18 protein-coding genes are annotated in these 18015 nt (G+C 42.7%); 6 read left to right on the top strand and 12 right to left on the bottom strand.

Annotated features, from left to right (window positions below):
* Positions 1 to 112: 112 nt before the first annotated feature.
* The 6 genes from F6K51_RS30290 to F6K51_RS30265 form a co-directional block, all read right to left on the bottom strand.
* Positions 113 to 1180: an NAD-binding protein gene (locus F6K51_RS30290; RefSeq protein WP_293027418.1), complete on the bottom strand. Its 1068-nt coding sequence runs from the start codon at positions 1178 to 1180 to the stop codon at positions 113 to 115.
* A 15-nt stretch (positions 1181 to 1195) separates the two neighbouring features.
* Positions 1196 to 1414 carry a hypothetical protein gene (locus F6K51_RS30285; RefSeq protein ID WP_143727892.1) on the bottom strand — a complete coding sequence of 73 codons (219 nt, stop codon included), beginning with the start codon at positions 1412 to 1414 and terminating at the stop codon, positions 1196 to 1198.
* Between the two features lie 425 nt (positions 1415 to 1839).
* On the bottom strand, positions 1840 to 2649 hold the full coding sequence (locus F6K51_RS30280) for an ATPase, T2SS/T4P/T4SS family (RefSeq protein ID WP_293027413.1): 810 nt from the start codon (positions 2647 to 2649) through the stop codon (positions 1840 to 1842).
* Complete coding sequence (locus F6K51_RS30275) at positions 2646 to 3770, bottom strand: transposase (protein WP_293027410.1); 1125 nt, start codon at positions 3768 to 3770, stop codon at positions 2646 to 2648. Before F6K51_RS30275 ends, F6K51_RS30280 begins: the two co-directional genes overlap by 4 nt.
* Positions 3727 to 4323 (bottom strand): IS607 family transposase, encoded by a 597-nt coding sequence (locus tag F6K51_RS30270; RefSeq protein ID WP_293027407.1) that lies wholly within the window; start codon positions 4321 to 4323, stop codon positions 3727 to 3729. Before F6K51_RS30270 ends, F6K51_RS30275 begins: the two co-directional genes overlap by 44 nt.
* 4 nt (positions 4324 to 4327) lie before the next feature.
* Positions 4328 to 4963 carry a hypothetical protein gene (locus F6K51_RS30265; RefSeq protein ID WP_293027404.1) on the bottom strand — a complete coding sequence of 212 codons (636 nt, stop codon included), beginning with the start codon at positions 4961 to 4963 and terminating at the stop codon, positions 4328 to 4330.
* A 323-nt stretch (positions 4964 to 5286) separates the two neighbouring features.
* Between F6K51_RS30265 and F6K51_RS30260 the strand changes: the two genes are divergently transcribed.
* Together F6K51_RS30260 and F6K51_RS30255 are read left to right on the top strand one after the other, a co-directional pair.
* The gene (locus F6K51_RS30260; RefSeq protein ID WP_293027401.1) at positions 5287 to 5409 is read left to right on the top strand and encodes a hypothetical protein; all 123 of its coding nucleotides are present in this window, start codon (positions 5287 to 5289) and stop codon (positions 5407 to 5409) included.
* Between the two features lie 280 nt (positions 5410 to 5689).
* A complete protein-coding gene (locus tag F6K51_RS30255; RefSeq protein ID WP_293027398.1) occupies positions 5690 to 6262 on the top strand; it encodes a PEP-CTERM sorting domain-containing protein in 573 nt (190 codons plus the stop codon).
* Between the two features lie 447 nt (positions 6263 to 6709).
* On the opposite strand, the gene F6K51_RS30250 is transcribed toward F6K51_RS30255, so the two are convergent.
* The 3 genes from F6K51_RS30250 to F6K51_RS30240 form a co-directional block, all read right to left on the bottom strand.
* A complete protein-coding gene (locus F6K51_RS30250) occupies positions 6710 to 6853 on the bottom strand; it encodes a hypothetical protein (RefSeq protein ID WP_293027395.1) in 144 nt (47 codons plus the stop codon).
* Between the two features lie 309 nt (positions 6854 to 7162).
* Positions 7163 to 8344 carry an endonuclease/exonuclease/phosphatase family protein gene (locus F6K51_RS30245; protein ID WP_293027393.1) on the bottom strand — a complete coding sequence of 394 codons (1182 nt, stop codon included), beginning with the start codon at positions 8342 to 8344 and terminating at the stop codon, positions 7163 to 7165.
* 9 nt (positions 8345 to 8353) lie between these two features.
* Complete coding sequence (locus F6K51_RS30240) at positions 8354 to 8737, bottom strand: pentapeptide repeat-containing protein (RefSeq protein ID WP_293027390.1); 384 nt, start codon at positions 8735 to 8737, stop codon at positions 8354 to 8356.
* Positions 8738 to 8924: 187 nt separating this feature from the next.
* Here F6K51_RS30240 and F6K51_RS30235 point away from each other — a divergent pair, with 187 nt between their 5' ends.
* The 3 genes from F6K51_RS30235 (at position 8925) to F6K51_RS30225 (ending at position 11063) form a co-directional block, all read left to right on the top strand.
* Positions 8925 to 9428 (top strand): RNase A-like domain-containing protein, encoded by a 504-nt coding sequence (locus tag F6K51_RS30235; protein WP_293027387.1) that lies wholly within the window; start codon positions 8925 to 8927, stop codon positions 9426 to 9428.
* Between the two features lie 161 nt (positions 9429 to 9589).
* A complete protein-coding gene (locus tag F6K51_RS30230) occupies positions 9590 to 9895 on the top strand; it encodes a hypothetical protein (RefSeq protein ID WP_293027385.1) in 306 nt (101 codons plus the stop codon).
* A gap of 760 nt (positions 9896 to 10655) precedes the next feature.
* The gene (locus F6K51_RS30225) at positions 10656 to 11063 is read left to right on the top strand and encodes a metalloregulator ArsR/SmtB family transcription factor (RefSeq protein ID WP_293027382.1); all 408 of its coding nucleotides are present in this window, start codon (positions 10656 to 10658) and stop codon (positions 11061 to 11063) included.
* A gap of 364 nt (positions 11064 to 11427) precedes the next feature.
* Here the strand turns inward: F6K51_RS30225 and F6K51_RS30220 are convergent, their stop codons facing one another.
* From F6K51_RS30220 to F6K51_RS30210, 3 genes are all read right to left on the bottom strand, one after another.
* Positions 11428 to 14730, bottom strand: a complete 3303-nt coding sequence (locus F6K51_RS30220) for a patatin-like protein (RefSeq protein WP_293027378.1) — start codon at positions 14728 to 14730, stop codon at positions 11428 to 11430.
* Positions 14731 to 14850: 120 nt separating this feature from the next.
* Positions 14851 to 16308, bottom strand: a complete 1458-nt coding sequence (murD, locus tag F6K51_RS30215; RefSeq protein ID WP_293027374.1) for a UDP-N-acetylmuramoyl-L-alanine--D-glutamate ligase — start codon at positions 16306 to 16308, stop codon at positions 14851 to 14853.
* A 221-nt stretch (positions 16309 to 16529) separates the two neighbouring features.
* A complete protein-coding gene (locus F6K51_RS30210) occupies positions 16530 to 17156 on the bottom strand; it encodes a Uma2 family endonuclease (protein ID WP_293027370.1) in 627 nt (208 codons plus the stop codon).
* Positions 17157 to 17562: 406 nt separating this feature from the next.
* On the opposite strand from F6K51_RS30210, the gene F6K51_RS30205 reads away from it, so the two are divergent.
* Entirely contained in the window at positions 17563 to 17706 is a 144-nt protein-coding gene (locus tag F6K51_RS30205; RefSeq protein ID WP_293027367.1) for a hypothetical protein, read from the top strand.
* Positions 17707 to 18015 lie beyond the last annotated feature (309 nt).

Below are 18015 nucleotides of genomic sequence, written 5' to 3'. Positions count from 1 at the left end.
CTACTCCCTACTCCCTTCTCCCTACTCCCTACTCCCTACTCCCTACTCCCTACTCCCTACTCCCTACTCCCTACTCCCTACTCCCTACTCCCTACTCCCTACTCCCTACTCCCTACTCCCTTAAAAAGGCTATATCTTGATCATGATAGTTTACCCATTTCTCTATTATTTCCTGGGCAAGATGACTAGGGAATGAATGGTAACCGGGTTCCAATTCCTTCGATAAAATTAAGTCAATCGCTATGTTATGGGCATAGAACACTGGGTCGAGAGTCTGAACTGGAGTAGGTTCCGCTAAGGAAAAATTGATCGGAGCTTTTTTGAAAAGCACTTCTGCCTCTGAGAAGTTATCACCAAATTCATCTTCTGCGCCAATGTTGGCAAGATACTTACCACTAAAATCTTCCTTGTCTAAGTCATACTCCTTAGAGAGTACTCCATTAACTCCCGTACAGGTTACAACACAAAAAGCCTCCTTGAGTGCTGCCCTAATGCCATCCAGGTCGTCAGCTTGTAACCCTTTGATTCCTCTAGCTTTCAGCTGTTCCAAAATCTTAGGATTTTTCTCGACAACCACCAGCTCCTTGGTTAAGCCTAATAATTCATTAACGAGTCCTTTTCCAACTTTTCCACAACCAAAGATTACCAATTTTTTATCCACTAATGACTCGTTGGTTAACTGGTGGAAGGCTTTGACAAATGCTTTACTCGTGCCATAGAACGTTTCGATAGTTTTTAGGAAACTGTCATCCACAGAAATCAAGGGATAGGGAATATCTAAGGATTGATAGATATCGTTATCAAGTTTAGTTAGCTCTACCACTCCTTCGCGAGGGTTAAGTAGTGTGGGTAACTCCCCACTATGATCTAAACAAATATCATAGTTATCCTCAAAATTACCTTCAAGATTAACCTCAACATGAGCACTGAGTAAAATTTCCACTGCTTCTGGGTTAGGCTGGATAAAATTAGGGCAAGACACGGTAAGCTCCGCACCAGCCAACAGCAACGGTTCAACTTTAAATACAGTTTCTATGGTCAAGGGGATATGATGTAATAGTCTTAATCCTTGATAAGGCTGATGCGATCGCATCTGTTGTCTCAGCTCAGCCATAAATGGCATAGCTTCAGAGCGGGGATGTTTTTGCCGTGCTTGTTCAAAGACCTTAAAATTAATCATTTATGATACACCCAATTAACGGTAGCGAAGTTGTTGACCCTTGATGACTAAACCCATTCTCATCGCGTTTCCAATTGGAGTGAATCGTTTCTGTTTCGTCATGGTTTGGGGATGATGACGCACGGTAGATAAACTCAGGCTAAGCAGAGTCACAACAATTAGTGTAGCGCTTAAATTACGAGTAAAGGTTAAGTCAAACATTATCTGCGGATTTCCAACTGTCTCTACTTTCACAGTAGAAATCTCTTTTGATTAGTTCCCCCAGTAATATGCAACTACCTTAATTGACTCTCTCGATAATGGTGAATCCCACCAATTCAATGGGTTGAGCAGTGTGGTTTAGCTAGACAATCTGCCCACTGGCACCATGGCAGAAAAATTCAATATCCTTGTTTATATTCGCACATTCAGGACTTTTGCACTTTTGCGTAAGTCCTACAGCAGATCTTTTGCTATTGGTATGGCGGTGCTCATATTAATGAAGTACATTCAATTTTCACAACCCCTGTCTTGATACAAAGCCCGAGTGGTTTGGGTTCTGACTCCCCATCTCCCCATCTCCCCATCTCCCCATCTCCCCACACCTCCCACACCTCCCACACCTCCCACACTTCCCTCTCTTTCCCTACTCCCTACTCCCTACCCAGCAATGTTGCCAATCAACCGTATCTCCTATTTGGAGCCATCTTATCTAGGGATTTCACTTTAGCAGCTCTTGGCTTGTCCAATTGACCGTGAGACTTACAGGACAAAGCACTGTGGGGTAGAACTCGTAAGATTTCGGTTAGGGTGGTTACCCCTTTGGTTACCTTTTCAATCGCTGCCTTCCGGAAGGAATAAAAACTGATTTTATCCAGGTAACGGTGCAACTGAGTCATAGTTCCCTCATAAATCAACTGGCGTACGGTATCATCTACATCCAGTAACTCCACAATAGCTTCCCGTCCTAAATAGCCGGAATTGTAGCACTTGGCGCAACCCTTTCCTTTGCGCCAACCTTTGAGATTAGCTTCCTCTGGCCTCAAACTCAGCTTCCGCAAATCCTCAGAAGTCGGGGTATAAGGTTCTTGACAGTGGGGACATACTTTGCGCACCAAACGCTGTGCCACTATTCCCAATAGGGCATCACTGATTAAACCCGGTTCCGGACCAATATCTTTAATACGAGGAATAGCACTAACTGCATCATTGGTGTGGAGAGTGGTCAATACTAAGTGACCGGTCAAAGCAGCTCGAATCCCTGTTTCAGCGGTTTCAGCATCCCGAATTTCCCCCACCATAATGATGTCCGGGTCTTGGCGTAAAATTGCCCTCATCCCTGCCGCAAAGGTCATCCCCGCTGCCTCATTCACTTGGGTCTGGGTAATCCGAGGTAAGACATACTCCACTGGGTCTTCCACCGTTACTACATTCACATCTTCCGTCGCTAACCGATACTTTTTAGCTACCAGAATCTCCCAGAAAGTCAATTTTGGCTCGCCAATGCAAGCTGATTTCTCAGCCAGGGTGTATCTACCAAAGCCCTCAGGAATATCCCACGAGCGCCATTAATGTCACGATCCATAGATCGCCCATCGATTTTTGATTTAATTTTCTTACTGCCACCAATATTGATCAATTCACCTGTCCAGCTAACAGTTTTGCTAGTATAGGCTTCACAGACGTCTACCATTGTTTTTCCTGTTTCTAAGGCTTTGTGCTTGAGAAACTCTTTGAATCGATAATGAGCAAAAGAAAGCAAATTCCGAACAGTTTTAGACCTGATCTTCCTGCTTCCCTTCTTTGCCATTTCAGATGTTTCAAAAGTGGGCAGTAGTATGACGTCGAAGTTGTTAACTAAGAAGCGGGCAGCTTTGTGATGTAATTCGTTAATCAGATTCTGAATTCTGATAATTATTCGTCTGGCAGCTTTTCTCATTCGGCGTTTTTGCTTTCTTTTTGCCTTACTTATTTTTGAAAAAAGGCTATCAAGGTGAGAGCAAAGTCGTTGAATCCGAGAAAAATCCCCACAACCAATTTTCCCAATAGAATTTTCGCTAAAGAACGTCAAGAACGTTCTCACACCAGGGTCTAAGGCTACTACTCTACCTTGGTTCTCGGTTTTTACTTGAGTAGTCTTGTGGGGGACTGTCAGATAATAGTCCCCATTAGTGCTAGTTAATCGACAATCTCCGTACTCGCCTGGAAGTGTTTCAGCGAAGGTCAATTCACCCAGTTTTGTATGGTAAATCCCTTTGCTAGAGACAGCAGACTTGGGTATGTAGCAAGACTGAACAGGATTTTTACGAGATCTAAATCTTACCCGATTTATCTGTCCAGTCTTTTGGTATTTTTTCTTGGCCTCCCTGACAGCGATACAGGCATCCTTTATCCCTATAGACTTAATTTGATAAGGTACTGTCTTACACCACTCAGGAAGGTTATTTAAGATGTCGGTTTTAATGGCTTTCCAGTTAGCTTTGGTTTCACCATTTTCAAGCATTTTAACGGTTCTATTGAAAACATAGCGGGAAACTCCAAACCACTTGCGAACAATAGATCGTTGCTCAGCATTGAGGAATATCCGGATCTTTTTTGATTTTTGACCCATACTTCCTGAGTCCGTGGACACGACAGGAGAAGACGTGAATGATGGAGAGAATATCTGCGGTAAGTTCTGATTCTGGACAATTTTCAGGTTGATCGAGAACCAGGATTTTTCCACCGTTGATGCCGACCAAGTACTCAATGAGTTCAAACCCGAATCGGGTAAGTCTGTCTCTACAGGCAACAACAATTGTGAGCTGATCTCCGCGCACAACTCGTTCCAATATGGCTCTAAGCCCTTTTCTTTTGTAGTTGAGTCCTGAGCCGATGTCAAAGATGATTTCGGCTTGCGGAAAGAGGGAGTGCATATAGGCGACTTGGCGAGCAAGGTCGTCTCTTTGTTTGGTGGAGCTGACTCGGCAGTAACAAATCGTAGACTGACCCGATCTAGTGCTAGCTGAACTTCTTCCGAAAGTGAGCAAGCTTTCGACATCGAACAATCTTGTTCCTCCCGGCGTTTTTTCGCATTTGATCGTCCCATCGTCCGCATATTTCCTTAGGGTGTTTTTGGAGAGTCCCGTAAGTTCGACCGCCTTACGGAGTGGAATGAGTGCCATGTTTCTAATCTAGCACACATTCTGGTAGATTGTCGGAGCTATATGCATGTTTTTGCGAACTGTTACAAACCCTAAGAATCCCGTCAATGCGATAGCGGACTCTTAAGCCATCAGTCATCGGTTCCAGGTGAATATCACTGGCGCGGTTACGCAGAGCTCCAGAGATAATGGTTTTAATCCGCTCAATCTGGTCAGCCGCTTGGGAAAGATACAATTCTGTGGTTTCGGTAATGTCTTCTTGTTCCACCTCACCCGTAAGGGGATTGACAAAGGCTACGGAACTGATAGATTTGGCATCATTGTTTTCCCTGTGGTACCATCGCTTGTAGCTTTTGGGTGCAATGGGAATAATTTTGATTTGGCTGAAAGTGCGATCGCTTAATGTTTTGATCTGCTCTGGGGATAACTGGACTGGGGTACCCAGGTAATAACAGTTGCGCCACAGTAGCAGCGGAATCACCGGGGGTAAATCTTGGCGATTGGGGAATGGCTTAAAGAACCGGGAGCTGACTTCCCGATCCAGCAGGTTAACGTTTAGTTCTCCTTGTGGGTTAACCAAGAGTTTAAGGGCTGTTTCACAGTTAATTTCACCCTTTCTCAACTTCCTCCAAGCCGATAAAGTTCTAACGCCCGTTTGCATGATTTACCCCCCACTATATTAAACTAAATTAAACAGTTTTTGTTGATGAATTTCCAGTTTTACTTTCCCAAACACCTGGGTGCTTATTGACTATAGCAGTTTTTGATTAATTGGTATTACCCTTGGTTGATATTGGAGTAATATATAAAGGCAATACTATAAATCTTTATCTAATCTTTATATATAACGTTACCTTTTTCCTTTCACAAAACCTAGGCTTAGCTAAATAGACTTACCTAGTTTTTTACAATGATTATATAGCCTTTCTAAACATTGACAAACAAGTAACAACAGTCTGGCGATACCCAGGCTCCACCAAACTAATGCTTATTGAGGGCGTTAGCACCGAACTTGTAGAGCTGACCTTCCTGAGTAACTATGACGATGAATTGGGTTTGCTGAACCATCTTCACAGAGGAAGAGGTCGCCATTGGCAGCGACGGTAAACACACAGTGTTGTCCAAGGTTGTTGGATAGCGCGCTAAATAGTCTAGGAGTAAATCATGAAAGTAAGTCCAACAAAACGTTAATTTTACGTTAAGAATTGGTTAATAAATTCCTAGGCTCTCAATTTTTTGTGAAAGTCTACTGTCAGCTCTTAAACTAATCATAAATTTGTGGAAAATTAAACTAATATTAACCTCTTTATTTAAAACTAATAGAGTTTTAAAAGACTAGCGCTTGATTCAAGACGCTCTACCAGGTTGAAACAAGGAGAATTTTATAATGGCTGATATCTTCCATAAATCAGGGGTTTTGGCAGCCGCTAGTGTGGCTTTGGGTCTAGCTGTAATGCCAACCCAACCCGTCTCTGCTGCAACTATCAAGTATGATTTTACCGTAGATGTAGAGACAGGGAATTTAGCTGGCAACTCTTATCAGGGGTATTTTACCTATGATGACACCTTCCAATTTGACAGCGGATTTGAAAGATTCAACTCTCGAAACGATGACCTATCGGTAGTCTTCGACTTTAATGGTGTCACCTACACTGAAGAAGATGATTTCTTGTTTCCTGTAGGTCCCTACGTTGATTTTCAGGATGGAGAGCTTCTGGGATTGAATTTTGTTCCCAGTTTGTTCACTTTCGATTTTCCCTTTGAAATCCGTGACGAAGACAATGACCGCATAGGAGGCGACTTCTTTACCTACGGTGATTTCTTTCTCGGTTCTGGAGAAGGTAGTGTCACTTACGCTAAAGTGGGTAAAGTTCCCGAGCCTGCTACTATTTTAGGGTTAAGTGTGCTCGGTGCTAGCTTGCTGCTGGGTAAAAAGAAGGGATCCTCTCAAAACGCTTAGAAGAGTTTTGAAAGTTGAACGTTGAACGTTGACGGTTGAGTGTTAAGGGTTGAGTGTTAAGGGTTGAGTGTTGACAGTTGACCGTTAATGCTCAACCCTTAATAGCTAGGATAATGGCATTGCTGAATCAAAGAATGAATATGAGTGGGGTGGGCATCCTGCCTGCCCGAAAATATATTGAAACTGGCAAGATGCCAGTTCCACGCCTGATGCCCATTCCACAGGTGCGACCCAAGGGCGATTTACTCACCCATTGGAAAGCGCACCTACTCTTAAAATCATTCCATTATTAAGAGGTTGTCTGAGAAGTCTCATTTACTACATCCAAGCCCCCTAAATCCCCCGAGCGAGCAATCCCTCGCTCGGGGGACTTTTACCATCAAATTGATTCTTGTTCCCCCCAAATTTGGGGGGCTAGGGGGGCAAAATTCAGTATCAAAAAACTTTTCAGATATCCTCTAAGCAACGCCAGAATAATGGCAAATTTCTAGTCATCTCCCTATCTCCCCATCTCCCCATCTCCCCATCTCCCCATCTCCCTATCTCCCCATCTCCCCATCTCCCCATCTCCCTATCTCCCCATCTCCCCATTTCCTAAAACTTCCCCAATCCCCGTTCCCTAACTTAGTTAAAAATACGGTTTTACTATAGTTAACTATTAATTAGCTTAGTAACACAAACTAAGAATCGTATCAATAATCATGACCTACCATAACAACAGACGGGATTCACTGATAGACAATCGTGACCTAGTTGGTAATTTACCCCCAGAAATCCCTAGTCATATTGTTGATTTTGCCATTAACATTACTCCTGAACTCACCAAAGGGCAGTTTTCCGAAGATAAGATCTGCTGTTTACAAGCATTGATTAACCAAACTAGCCAAATGATCAGCAACTTCAATCCGGCAAAGGCAGTCGTAACCACAACGGTAAATGGTCACTTACCTCATGTTCAAACCGTCGAAAAAATGCCTTCTTCTCGGATAGTGATAACTCACTAACCCCTCGGTTGTACAAGGCATCACTAAACAATTCAACAAAATTAAAAACACCATAATCCGGTCCTCGTGGGTTTTCCCCCATAGAGGAATTTTCCTTATAAGTAGGAAGACGCTGATCCCAATTAAACAAACCAATTTGGTCAAAAGTTTCCGTAAATCTAGCATTGGTGCGCAAGAATTGCTTTGTCTTTGGATGGGGGTCTAAGAACGGAAAATTAACATTTGCTTCCCCTTTTACCTTAGCATTAAACATCTTGATATGCTTTTCAATCCGGTCACGGTCTGTAGTAGGATTATCAAAATCTAAATTCAGATCTCCTAATAAGATAAAATTGGGATAATACGCTCGATCATGTTCGATAAACCGTCCTAATATCCATGCCATCAGTGCATCAAATTCCTGACGGCGATCTGAGATATAGTTACCAAAATACAGATGAGCATTAACCGCCATCAACTCATAGGGGTTAGTACCAGGATGACCAACAATTCTAAAGCTGACACAGAACGGTTGGCGAGCAAAGGTTAGAAACACTGGCATCTTAACATTCGGCTTCTGAGGGCGTTTTCCTAACTGATTTGAGTTCCACTGATCCAGTTCTTTTAGATAGTCCACATAGGGTAAGATAGCCTGATTGATATGATCATAGTTACGAGCCAAGGTTTCTAACACCTTAGTACGGTCAAAAGAAATATCTGAGACCACTTCACCCCGCTGAACCATCGACCAATTATATATAAATCCCAGTCTTTCCCCTAATCCTGGTTCATTAGGAAACACCCCAGTTCGATCAGACACAATCGTACCAAACTCTGACCCCATCCGCCCCTTCAACTCCTGGAAACCACTCAGGTTATCCATAATTTCTTGGATAGCCAGCAAATCAAAGTGCTTACACACATGAGCCAAAAAATCCCAGGTTTCAGGACTGCGGTTAGTTACCCTCCCCAGTTTTCTGATATTAAATGACCCCAACACCACCGAGCCATATTCCCGTTTAGGCAATCCATACTTAGTGGGATCGTCAGCCAAAGTTTCTCGGATTTTTCCCCATTCTTCTGGAGTAAATTCAGACATAATCAGAACTTATATAGTATTTTTATTTGAACTGAGATTGGTACTGCTGAGAATAGCACGACTGAGGATAGCCTCGCTGAGATTAGCATCACTAAGATTAGCATCACTAAGATTAGCATCATTCAGGTCAGTACGGAACAAGTTAGCTCCCAATAAATTAGCACCATATAAATTAGCCCCGTTGAGTTTAGCAAGGCTAAGGTTAGCACCACTCAAATTGACACTGCTGAGGTTAACATTACTCAAATTAGCACCGCTGAGATCAGCGCCTGCACAATCGGATGTTGTATTAAGACCAGCAATTCTCCCTATCTCCAAAAAGTCCTTAGTTTTCCCATCTATACAGCGATCGATTAACGGTTGCGCTTCTGGCCGAATTTCTTGATCAGACATAGGTTGACTTGACCAAAATTAGTATACAATCACCAAAATTTTACTCTATACAGCTTTGAGGGCAATCAGCTCATCCCTGATACAGTCAGTCGCCAATTCACCCTCCTTTCATTGTCTTGATGCAGTCGCTCAGGATGTTACAATTAAAAAGCTGCTGGGAATAGTAGGTAAAAACAAAGATTATAAAATGCTTACCCATTGGAAAAAATCCCTAGCCAAGAGTGCTGGATTCTTGGCTGTTTTGACTGTTGTACAGGGTTTCTGCGTGAGTCAATCAGCTTCTGCGCAATGCGTGCCGAGTAATTTTACCTCCGACTGGTTACAACGACAGGAGTACCTTGGTGGTCACACCATTGATCGCCATGTTGGTAAAAGTGATCAACAACTAGTAGACCGATTAATTAATGCTCCCAGAATCAGCGCAGCTAGCACCTATCCCGATTTGGAAACTGCTGCCACTAATATTAAAGCTGCTTTGAGAGCCAACCGGAATAGATTAAATAGTTGGGTTCTTGATGCTGGTATAGGTGAGAAGCGAGCTGTTAACTATAGGGCTAGGGACGTAGTTGGTCGTGTGGCTAGCCGTCCTGCTTCTCTGAGCAATATTTCTAATAGTAGGAAGTTGCGTGTGGTTATGGAAAAAACAGCAAAGGGAGATTGCTTACTTCTTACGTCATATCCCGCTAGATAACTGCTCAGGGGATTGTAGATTTTATAGTGTAGATATTATAGTTTAGACTGACCCTTGCTTAAACTATAATATCTTGTATTTATTGAATCTTCAGTCTCTAATTATCTAATATTTAGTCATTACTCAACATTAGCAATTAAATATACACTAAAAATCTACCCATGAGCCAAAAACCTAACTACGAAAATCTCTACAGTTTTCTTGCTGGGGAGTTTGCTGAAGCTGATTTTGAAGGTAAAAGTGATGAAGAGGTAGTTCTTGGCTGCAACAATCCAGAACTTGCCAAGTGGCATCGTACCATAATTACCGAAGGAAGGGTTGCTTTGGCTTCTCGCTCCTTTCCCTGGAAAGATGTGGGTGACTATGCCAATCGCTATTTTGAAACTGAAGAAAGTGCTAGAAAATGGCTAACAGAAATGCTCGACCTGTTGGAAAGTTGCCTTGATAAAGTATCCGGAGGAGAGTAAAGTCTAGCGGCTTTTAATGTGGTGAGGTACAGAGTTTCTGGTTTTAGGGAATAGGGAACAGCGAACAGGGAAATCAGAAGAGGGAACAGGACAAAAATTATGTGTACCTCATTAGGATAAAAACCGCTAGACTTTAGCTGTTCGCGTAGCGTGCGCGTAGCGCTTAAGCTGGTAGCACCTCAAGTAGCGTGGCACAGGCTTCTAGCCTGTGAGGTAGTGCGCTGCTTGGCTCGCTTCCGCCAAATTCCCATGACCACTATGAAAAAAAGGGTATTATTTCCCCGATTAAACTATACTCGAAACTTGAGAATTTCTCCTTACCCACGTTGTCTTAATTCCCGGTTATAACTGGGGTGATGAATCCCCAAACACAATCGATGGATCTACCTAACCATTGTCAAGGTGTTTCTTTCATCCATAACAGTGGGGTATAGTTCTGGGGCATCCTCTAAAGTAAACAGGACGAGTGAATCATGTAAAAAAAACGGTCTTATCGGGAAAAATTTAAAGAAGAGATAGGTGGGTTGATTGATGCGATTGATCTATCGGATTTGCAGAAGCGGTTTATCAAAGCTCGCTGGCTCGACCAAGTTTTGTGGTTAGACAAGCGAGCAAATCAGTAGTGAAACCCAACCCTGGTAATGGTTTTAGATAAAATCAAGGGTTTTAGGAGTTTTGTCAGTCAATCAGCCCTAAAACTACCGTATAATAATATAATAGATAAAGCCTAGCCTTGATTACCACTGTCAGCCAATCTATTATGCTTAAAAGTTCTTTGCCAAAATCATCTCTGAGGAGTGAGCAACCTCCAGACTGTGAGATATCCCAGTTATCCCCTACTTCCTTGACTCTGATCGCTGATTTCTTTAAAGTCTTATCTGAAGTAAGTCGCTTGCAGATTATCTGTTGTCTGAAGTCAGGCTCAAAAAATGTTACTCAAATTATCGAACAAACAGGCTTAGGTCAGGCCAATGTATCCAAGCATTTAAAAATCCTGGCTAAAGCAGGGATTGTCACTCGCAATCAACAAGGAATCAATGTCTTTTACCAAATAGCTAATCCCTTTATCTTTGAGCTATGTGAGCTAGTGTGTGATTCCCTGTCACTGCAAATAAAGCAACAACATCAACAGCTAGAGCAACTCAAAGCGATGCAGCAATCTTTTTAGTGATCTTGGTAATTGGTAATTGGTAATTGTGATTAGTCCCGAACTATTGCCCATCATTCAACTCCAATTCCCCTCCCGTTACGGCGCTTTGCATAACTATCAAGTACACTGAATTTTTTCCCTATTCCCTATTCCCTCTTACCTGCTCCCTGCTCCGAACGCGCCCCGCGTGGCCCACGGCCTCAGTCCCTGCTCCCTAAAAACCCAGAACTTTGTACCTAATTGAATTGCAAACCGCTGTATACCCGTTCGCGCAGCGTCGGGCTTTGCCCGAAATGGTTAGCGGGAGATGGGGAAAACAGCTATGGGTTGACGTAGTGTCTCCAAAGGAGAATCGCTACGTCAACACACACATACTTGATAATTAATTCTTGATAATTAATCGTTCTTTTATAGCTTTCCAAGGATTCCCTAAAAGCCAAGACAACAGGCCAGTCAGAAATGCGATCGCAAACCATATCCATGACCGATATATGATAATAACCACAGACAGGACAGCAATCAGCAACAAGGCTACTTGCACTACCAGGGAAATCAACTTCTGGCGACTACCATCACCCTTTTTAATCCCTGATGATTGGGTAATCTGTTGCCACCAATAAAATAGTTGTAAGGATTTATTCAAGACTTGATAGATCAAACTACTACCGAAGCCTGGAGTGCGATCGCCTAATACAGTGATCAGCATATCTCGCACAATCAGGGCAGCTCGGGTAGCGAGATTTGTTAGGATAGTAGTGGGAATATCATTTGAGAATGTCTCTGAACCCACCTGGTAATGGTTGAGAAAGAACGTTTCTTTACCCTGGGGTAAGGAGTCAATGCTTTTCCTAGCTAATTCCTGAGCTGCTAGTAGACTAATGGTTTCACTAAAACTACCCTCAACTAGACTATACTGGGGTTTGGTGGTTGGACTTGTGGTTAGATTTGTGGTTTGACTATCGTTAGGAGCAGCAGGTTGAACTCGCTGGTTACTCCACTCTAGTTGTTCAGAAATTTCATCTTCAATCACATTCTGTAGGTCAGTGCTGAGAATATCACGATGTCCTTCCAACACTAAATCATCCAGTATTGTTTTGATATCAGCCTCAGAAAGATCTGGATTAGGAGTCGCCAGCTTACGTAGATGACCTTTAATTTTATCCTGGTGATCAGCGGTAGCGTTAGGGAAAGACTCTTGAATTAAAAAATCTAAGTACTGTTCTTTAAACTGATCAAATTCTTCTCCCGCTTCAGGAATGTTATATTCTTGAGCTTGTCGTTTCAAAAACTTAGGAAACTTAGCAATCCCCTCAGGAGTAAGTAAAGCTTCAACTATCCGGTTTAATCCGTCTAAGCGCCCCCACATAATATCATTAGAACGCCACGACTTCTTAAAGAAACCGCCAAAAGCATTTAAGGTATTTCCCGCCAGTTTACTATCTAACTTTTGCCCTTTACCAAAACCCAGCTGAGCATCATCTGGACTAATCCGAATCGTCTCGATCAGATTTTTTTCCTCAATTTCAGATAGATACTCAAAGGGATACAGAACTTTATCGAGTTCTCGAAATCGTTTAAAACGAGTCAAGAGTTCTTCAGACTGATTTACCCCACTTAGTTCAATGAATTTCTCTGATGCTTCCTCTATCTTACACAAAACCGAGGAGTATTCGTTACCATTATTTTCATTAATGTTATTTTTATATTTTTCAGCAAGCCAGATTTTTTGAAGTTGATTTGGTTCTTGCTCTACTTGATTAACTTTTTGCTTAAATTGTTCAAAAATGCTGGAAATTCGCCGCTGGGGCAACCAGTCAATGGTGGTTTTTCCAACTGTCTGGGTTTCAGAGTTAGCGGCTAATTGTTCTGCTGCTTCTTCTGGTAATTTTTGCAAGAAATAGGCTGGGACTTTTTCTAAATAAGATTGCTGATGGTTTTGTGGTACAAATTCTGCTAGCCCCTCAGCATCGAGCAAGAAACGGTATAACCGAATTAGACGGTTGTAAATCTCTCTACGCAGATTATCCGTAGACTTCGAACTGTGATTAGTTTGAAAGGATGATATCATATCATAGAAGGATTGACTAATATGGGGATGAGTTAACAGCTTAGTTAATGCTATTTTAATGACTTCTAGGAGTTTAATATGACGACCTAGCCTTAAAGCTAGGGATTGGAGGGTTTTATACTCTGATAATGATTGCTCCTGATTCATCAACTGACAAACTTTTTTAACGATATAGAAGTGCTTTCTTAAGGCATATTCGATATCGATATTGCTAATCTGTTGACTAGGGTCTTGGATAATAATGTCGTTATTTTTCCGTTTTTCCGGTTCAGTAATGTGTTGGGTCAGTAGCTTAGCTATTTTATCTAAAAGGACTTGGTTGTTTAAGGTTTCTTGGTAAGATTTGGTGCTACTGACTTGAGACATTCTCAAGACTAGAGGTAATGTGCGATCGCGTAAGCTAATCAGACGACTACGCCAATAAATTCCCGTCTCAACTGGGAGCGTTGTCTGTTGGGAGTTGTCAGCCTTGGCAAATAAGGGGGATTCCGCATCTGCTAGCAGAGACTGGTAGCGCTGGATTTTCTGGTTACGGTCTTTGATTAACCCCAAATCATTACTAATACTTTCATAGGTCGGCATTCCTAACAACGACTCCTGGATTACCTCCCAGACATCAGGCTTTGCCATCTGATTAAACTTTTGGCTGCCAGCAAAATTATCTGGACTGGGATCGATATAAAATAACTTGCGCTCAACTGGATAATAGTCGGCACGATAATACATTTCTTTGATGGTGTAACTGAAAGGCCGATTATCTAGCACCCCTCCATCCACAAAGTGCAATTGATACCCACCCGTTGGAGGGGTTTCCGGTAACTTGCGATTCTTCAGGATTCCCCATTCTACTAACTTGGCATCGACCTGATTGCTAGGATTATCTAACTCAACGGTAACTACAGGGAAAGCAACTGGAAAACACGATGTAATACGACACAGTTTGGCCAGAGCTTGATAGGTATCTTCAACCGTTGAATTGTTTGGGTTAAAATTGGGATTAAAGGGCTCTTTGCGACCTTGACGGTGCTTGAGATGAAAGATAGTGCGGTGGTCTTTAAGATCAATCACCCGTCCGGTATCATCAAAAACGGTATCAACCCGTCCTACAACATCAGTTCCTGTTACAAATAAATCTAATTCATTAAACGAAGATACCCACTCGTCGGAGGGTGCTTTCTTTTTATTAATCTGCCCTTGCTCAAAGGCTTTAGCTAGTGCATCTTGATAGTAGCCCTTGCCATCTAAAATAGATTCCCCATCATTTTTACTTTGACTAATGCTAGGTTTATGCATGAGCTTGCGGATGTTGCCATTTTCCCGCCAAATTTGGGCAAAGTTTTCAAAATCGATAACTTCATCCTGACTACTATTGGTCAAAGCGTAGCTAAGCAGAACCCCATTAATTCCTCCTGCTGAGGTGCCTGAGAGAATATCAACAATAATATCAGAATCAGTAAGAGCTTTAACTAGTTTATAGATACCTCTACCGCGAACTGCATTATAAAATTCGCGGCAAACACCGTTCATATAAATGGCTAGAGAGACTCCACCATAAACCACTAGTCCTAAGCGCAGTTCTCTGCTAAATTCTGGCTTGCGAAAGTTTTGGCTAGACATAATATGGCTCTCCAATTATGGACGTTACCGTTAATTACTGGCTAAATATAGCAATCCGTGTAGGAATTGTGATAATTTTTGATGCCATATTCCCTACTCCCGTTCCCCTCCTGGGAGGGGTTAGGGGTGGGTTCCTGTTCCCTGTTCCCTGTTCCCTGTTCCCTTTGCTATAGTAGTAAGGTGCTCCTGACACAACCTGCGGAAATCATCCCCCCGATGTTCAAAGCTTTGGTATTGGTCAAAGCTAGCACAGGCAGGAGAAAGCAGGACAACACTAGAATTATACTGTTGAGCTAGTTCTGCTGCTCTTGGTACCGCTTTCGCCATAGTTTCCACAATTTCGTAACTGGAATAGCTAGCTTCCTTAAGGCGTGCCGCAAAAGCAGGTGCAGCTTCACCAATGAGTAAGACAACCGCTGCTTTGAGTTTAATGGTCTCAATCCAACTGGTATCATCACCAGCTTTGGCTTCACCACCAGCAATTAGAATAGTGGGTGCAGCTACTGAGGCTAAACCGACTTGAGCCGCATCATAGTTGGTGGCTTTACTATCATTGATGAAGTCTATCCCCTGCCAGGTAATCACCTTTTCTAGGCGATGGGGAACACCAGGAAACTTGGCAATGGCGGATGCGATCGCATTTTTATCAATTCCTGCCAATCGTGCTGTTGCCACTGCCATTAATAAATTTTGTCGATTGTGATCTCCAACCATCTGTAAGGATTTCACTGGCAAGATCGGTTCTGAGTCTGCTATCACCCAGTCATCTTGGATGTAGGCCCAAGGTTTAAAATTCCTGTCCCCCTGACCAGCTGTGATACTAATCCAATAGGCATCGGGCCAATAGTTTACTCCCAAATTACCCAGGTAAGGGTCATCCCCATTGATAACTTGTAACTGGGAGCGACGCAGTAAAGATGCCTTGATGTCATAATAGTTTTCCAGGGTTTTGTGACGGCTGAGGTGGTCAGGAGTCAAGGTTGTCAAGACACCAATACGAGGGGCAAGGTCTTTGGAAGATTCGATTTGGTAACTGCTGATTTCCCCAATTACCCAATCGATTGGGGATGTTTCCTGGGGTTTACCCGTGATTTCTGGTGCTAGGAGGAGTTCGCAAGCGGCATAACCAATGTTACCGCAGGCGGGGGCATGGAAACCAGCTTCTTGAAAAATAGCAGCAATCAGGGAGGTGGTAGTAGTTTTGCCGTTAGTACCAGTAACACCTACCCATGGACAGGATTGGAGATAACGCCAAGCTAGTTCAATTTCCCCTATGGTTTCAATGCCTTGGGTCCTGGCCGCAACTAACACTGGTATATCCCAGGGAACACCAGGACTAACTACAATCAGCTGGGGTAAGTCTGAAGAGTCTAGGGTTAGGGAATAACCCAGTTTAAGATTAATTCCGTCTCTGGCAAGCTGTTGTTGTTGGTGTTGCCAGTCTTCTGGGGTATAACGTACAGCGATGCGTTCAGGGCTAGCAGCATCGCTGAGAGTGACATCCCAACCTTCTTTTCTTAGAAGTCTTGCGGCTGCAAGACCTGAGCGTCCTAATCCAATAACATCAGCCTTAGGCATACTTTGATTGGTAGTGCATCTGATGGTTTGCCGTTTATAACTATAGCAGTTATAGCGGTTTTGAATTGGATAAGTTACTTACTTTTTGGGAGTAGGGAGTAGGGAGTAGGGAGTAGGGGGAATAAATTTGACTTTACTTTATAAGTATTATCAACGCTATAATTCTTTATTACTTGACATTAATAATACTTAAATATTATTATCCAAAAATATCGAATCTTTTAAAAATAGTTCCTTGCCCAATCTCGCACTGCTCGCCGAATTGCCCGCCTCCCATTAGCCCGATGGCGCTCAATTAAACTAGGAAGCTCTTGAATCGGTAACTCAGGAAAAACCCTACTCTTGGCTTGTTCTACATACTCACCCTCTTGCAGTAAGTAAATTGTTAGTTTGCCAGCATCATAGCACCAGATTTCTGGGACTCCCAAGCGAGAATAGATTGGCAAACGAGGCAGTGATTTACTAGTTACATCAATTTCTAGAGCGAGATCTGGGGGGGGATCTTGGTTGAGATCTAAGTCCAACCTGCCTCGAATCGCGGCTTCATTTTGGATATAAAAACAATTATCTGCTTCTACCCCAGCTAAGCTACTCTCTCGCCGCCAGGTTGTTGACCCTAAACTTTCGTAGTCGAAATCTAGTTCATCTGCCAGCTCCTTAACTAGGTCACCAATCACCTCTTTATAATATTCATGTTCAGCTAAAGGAGTCATAATCTCAAGGGTACCATAATCATAGGCTAAACGAGCAGATCGATGGTCACCTAAATCTAGCAGCAGATTTTCAAACTGTTTCCAGGAAATGTTATGTAAAACAACCCGATCTGCTCTCGGTTTCGTCACTACCATTAGTTTTATCTCCGAAGCTAATAATAGGTCATTTTTTTAGTATAGAATTACTCTCTATAGCAGTTATCAATTGGGTAAGTTACAAAGTGCTGATAACTGCTAAGCATCCTCTCTATCAAGCTGAGAAAAAAATTTTTTGACAGGGATTGTGGATAATGGGATGTTCCTTTGGAACCGCTTCGCGAACGCAATCGCAACCACCAGCTGATTGAGAAGAACTTTGGGATTGCATTTAAAAACTTTAATTATATCAAAAATCAACAAATATCAACAGATGCTGGGTTTAGCACCCCAAAAACTCCAGCAGCTTAAAGCCTGAGGGGAATATGGGGATTTGACCTTGCCATCTGAGCCGAGTAATCTTAACATAAGTTAATGTAATGCAATATTTCTCAACATATTAACTATGGCTACTTCAGAAGAACAACGCAAACAGAAAATCATGGAGCACCTGGAGAAAACTACCCAACTGCCTCAGCAGCAGCCTTCCTTATATTCAGAGGCTAGGAAGCAGAAAATTATGGAGCACATCAAAATGACCCTAGGTTAAGGCAAAGCCCTAGATATTCCGTAGGGTGGGTTAGGCGCGGCCAGGATTTGAGAGATTATCAATCAGTCTTGGGAAGCGCCGTAACCCACCTTCTTCAAATTGCGCACCTGACCACTGAGGTATGATGGCGAAGCGAGAATTCTAAACCATGGAAATTCATGACACAGCCCAACAGTCGGTTTTTGACATCCTCCCACCGCGCTCATCGGAGATTATAGCGGGGGATTCCTAAGACTCACGACTTAGGTTTCTGCTTCCTTCTCCCTTTTGGAGAGTTTCTCACACCAGCCTTCCGAGATTTGCTCTCCT

Source organism: Moorena sp. SIO3I8, from assembly GCF_010692325.1.
Taxonomy (GTDB): Bacteria; Cyanobacteriota; Cyanobacteriia; order Cyanobacteriales; family Coleofasciculaceae; genus Moorena.
This window is presented reverse-complemented; position numbering and strand designations above follow the sequence as displayed.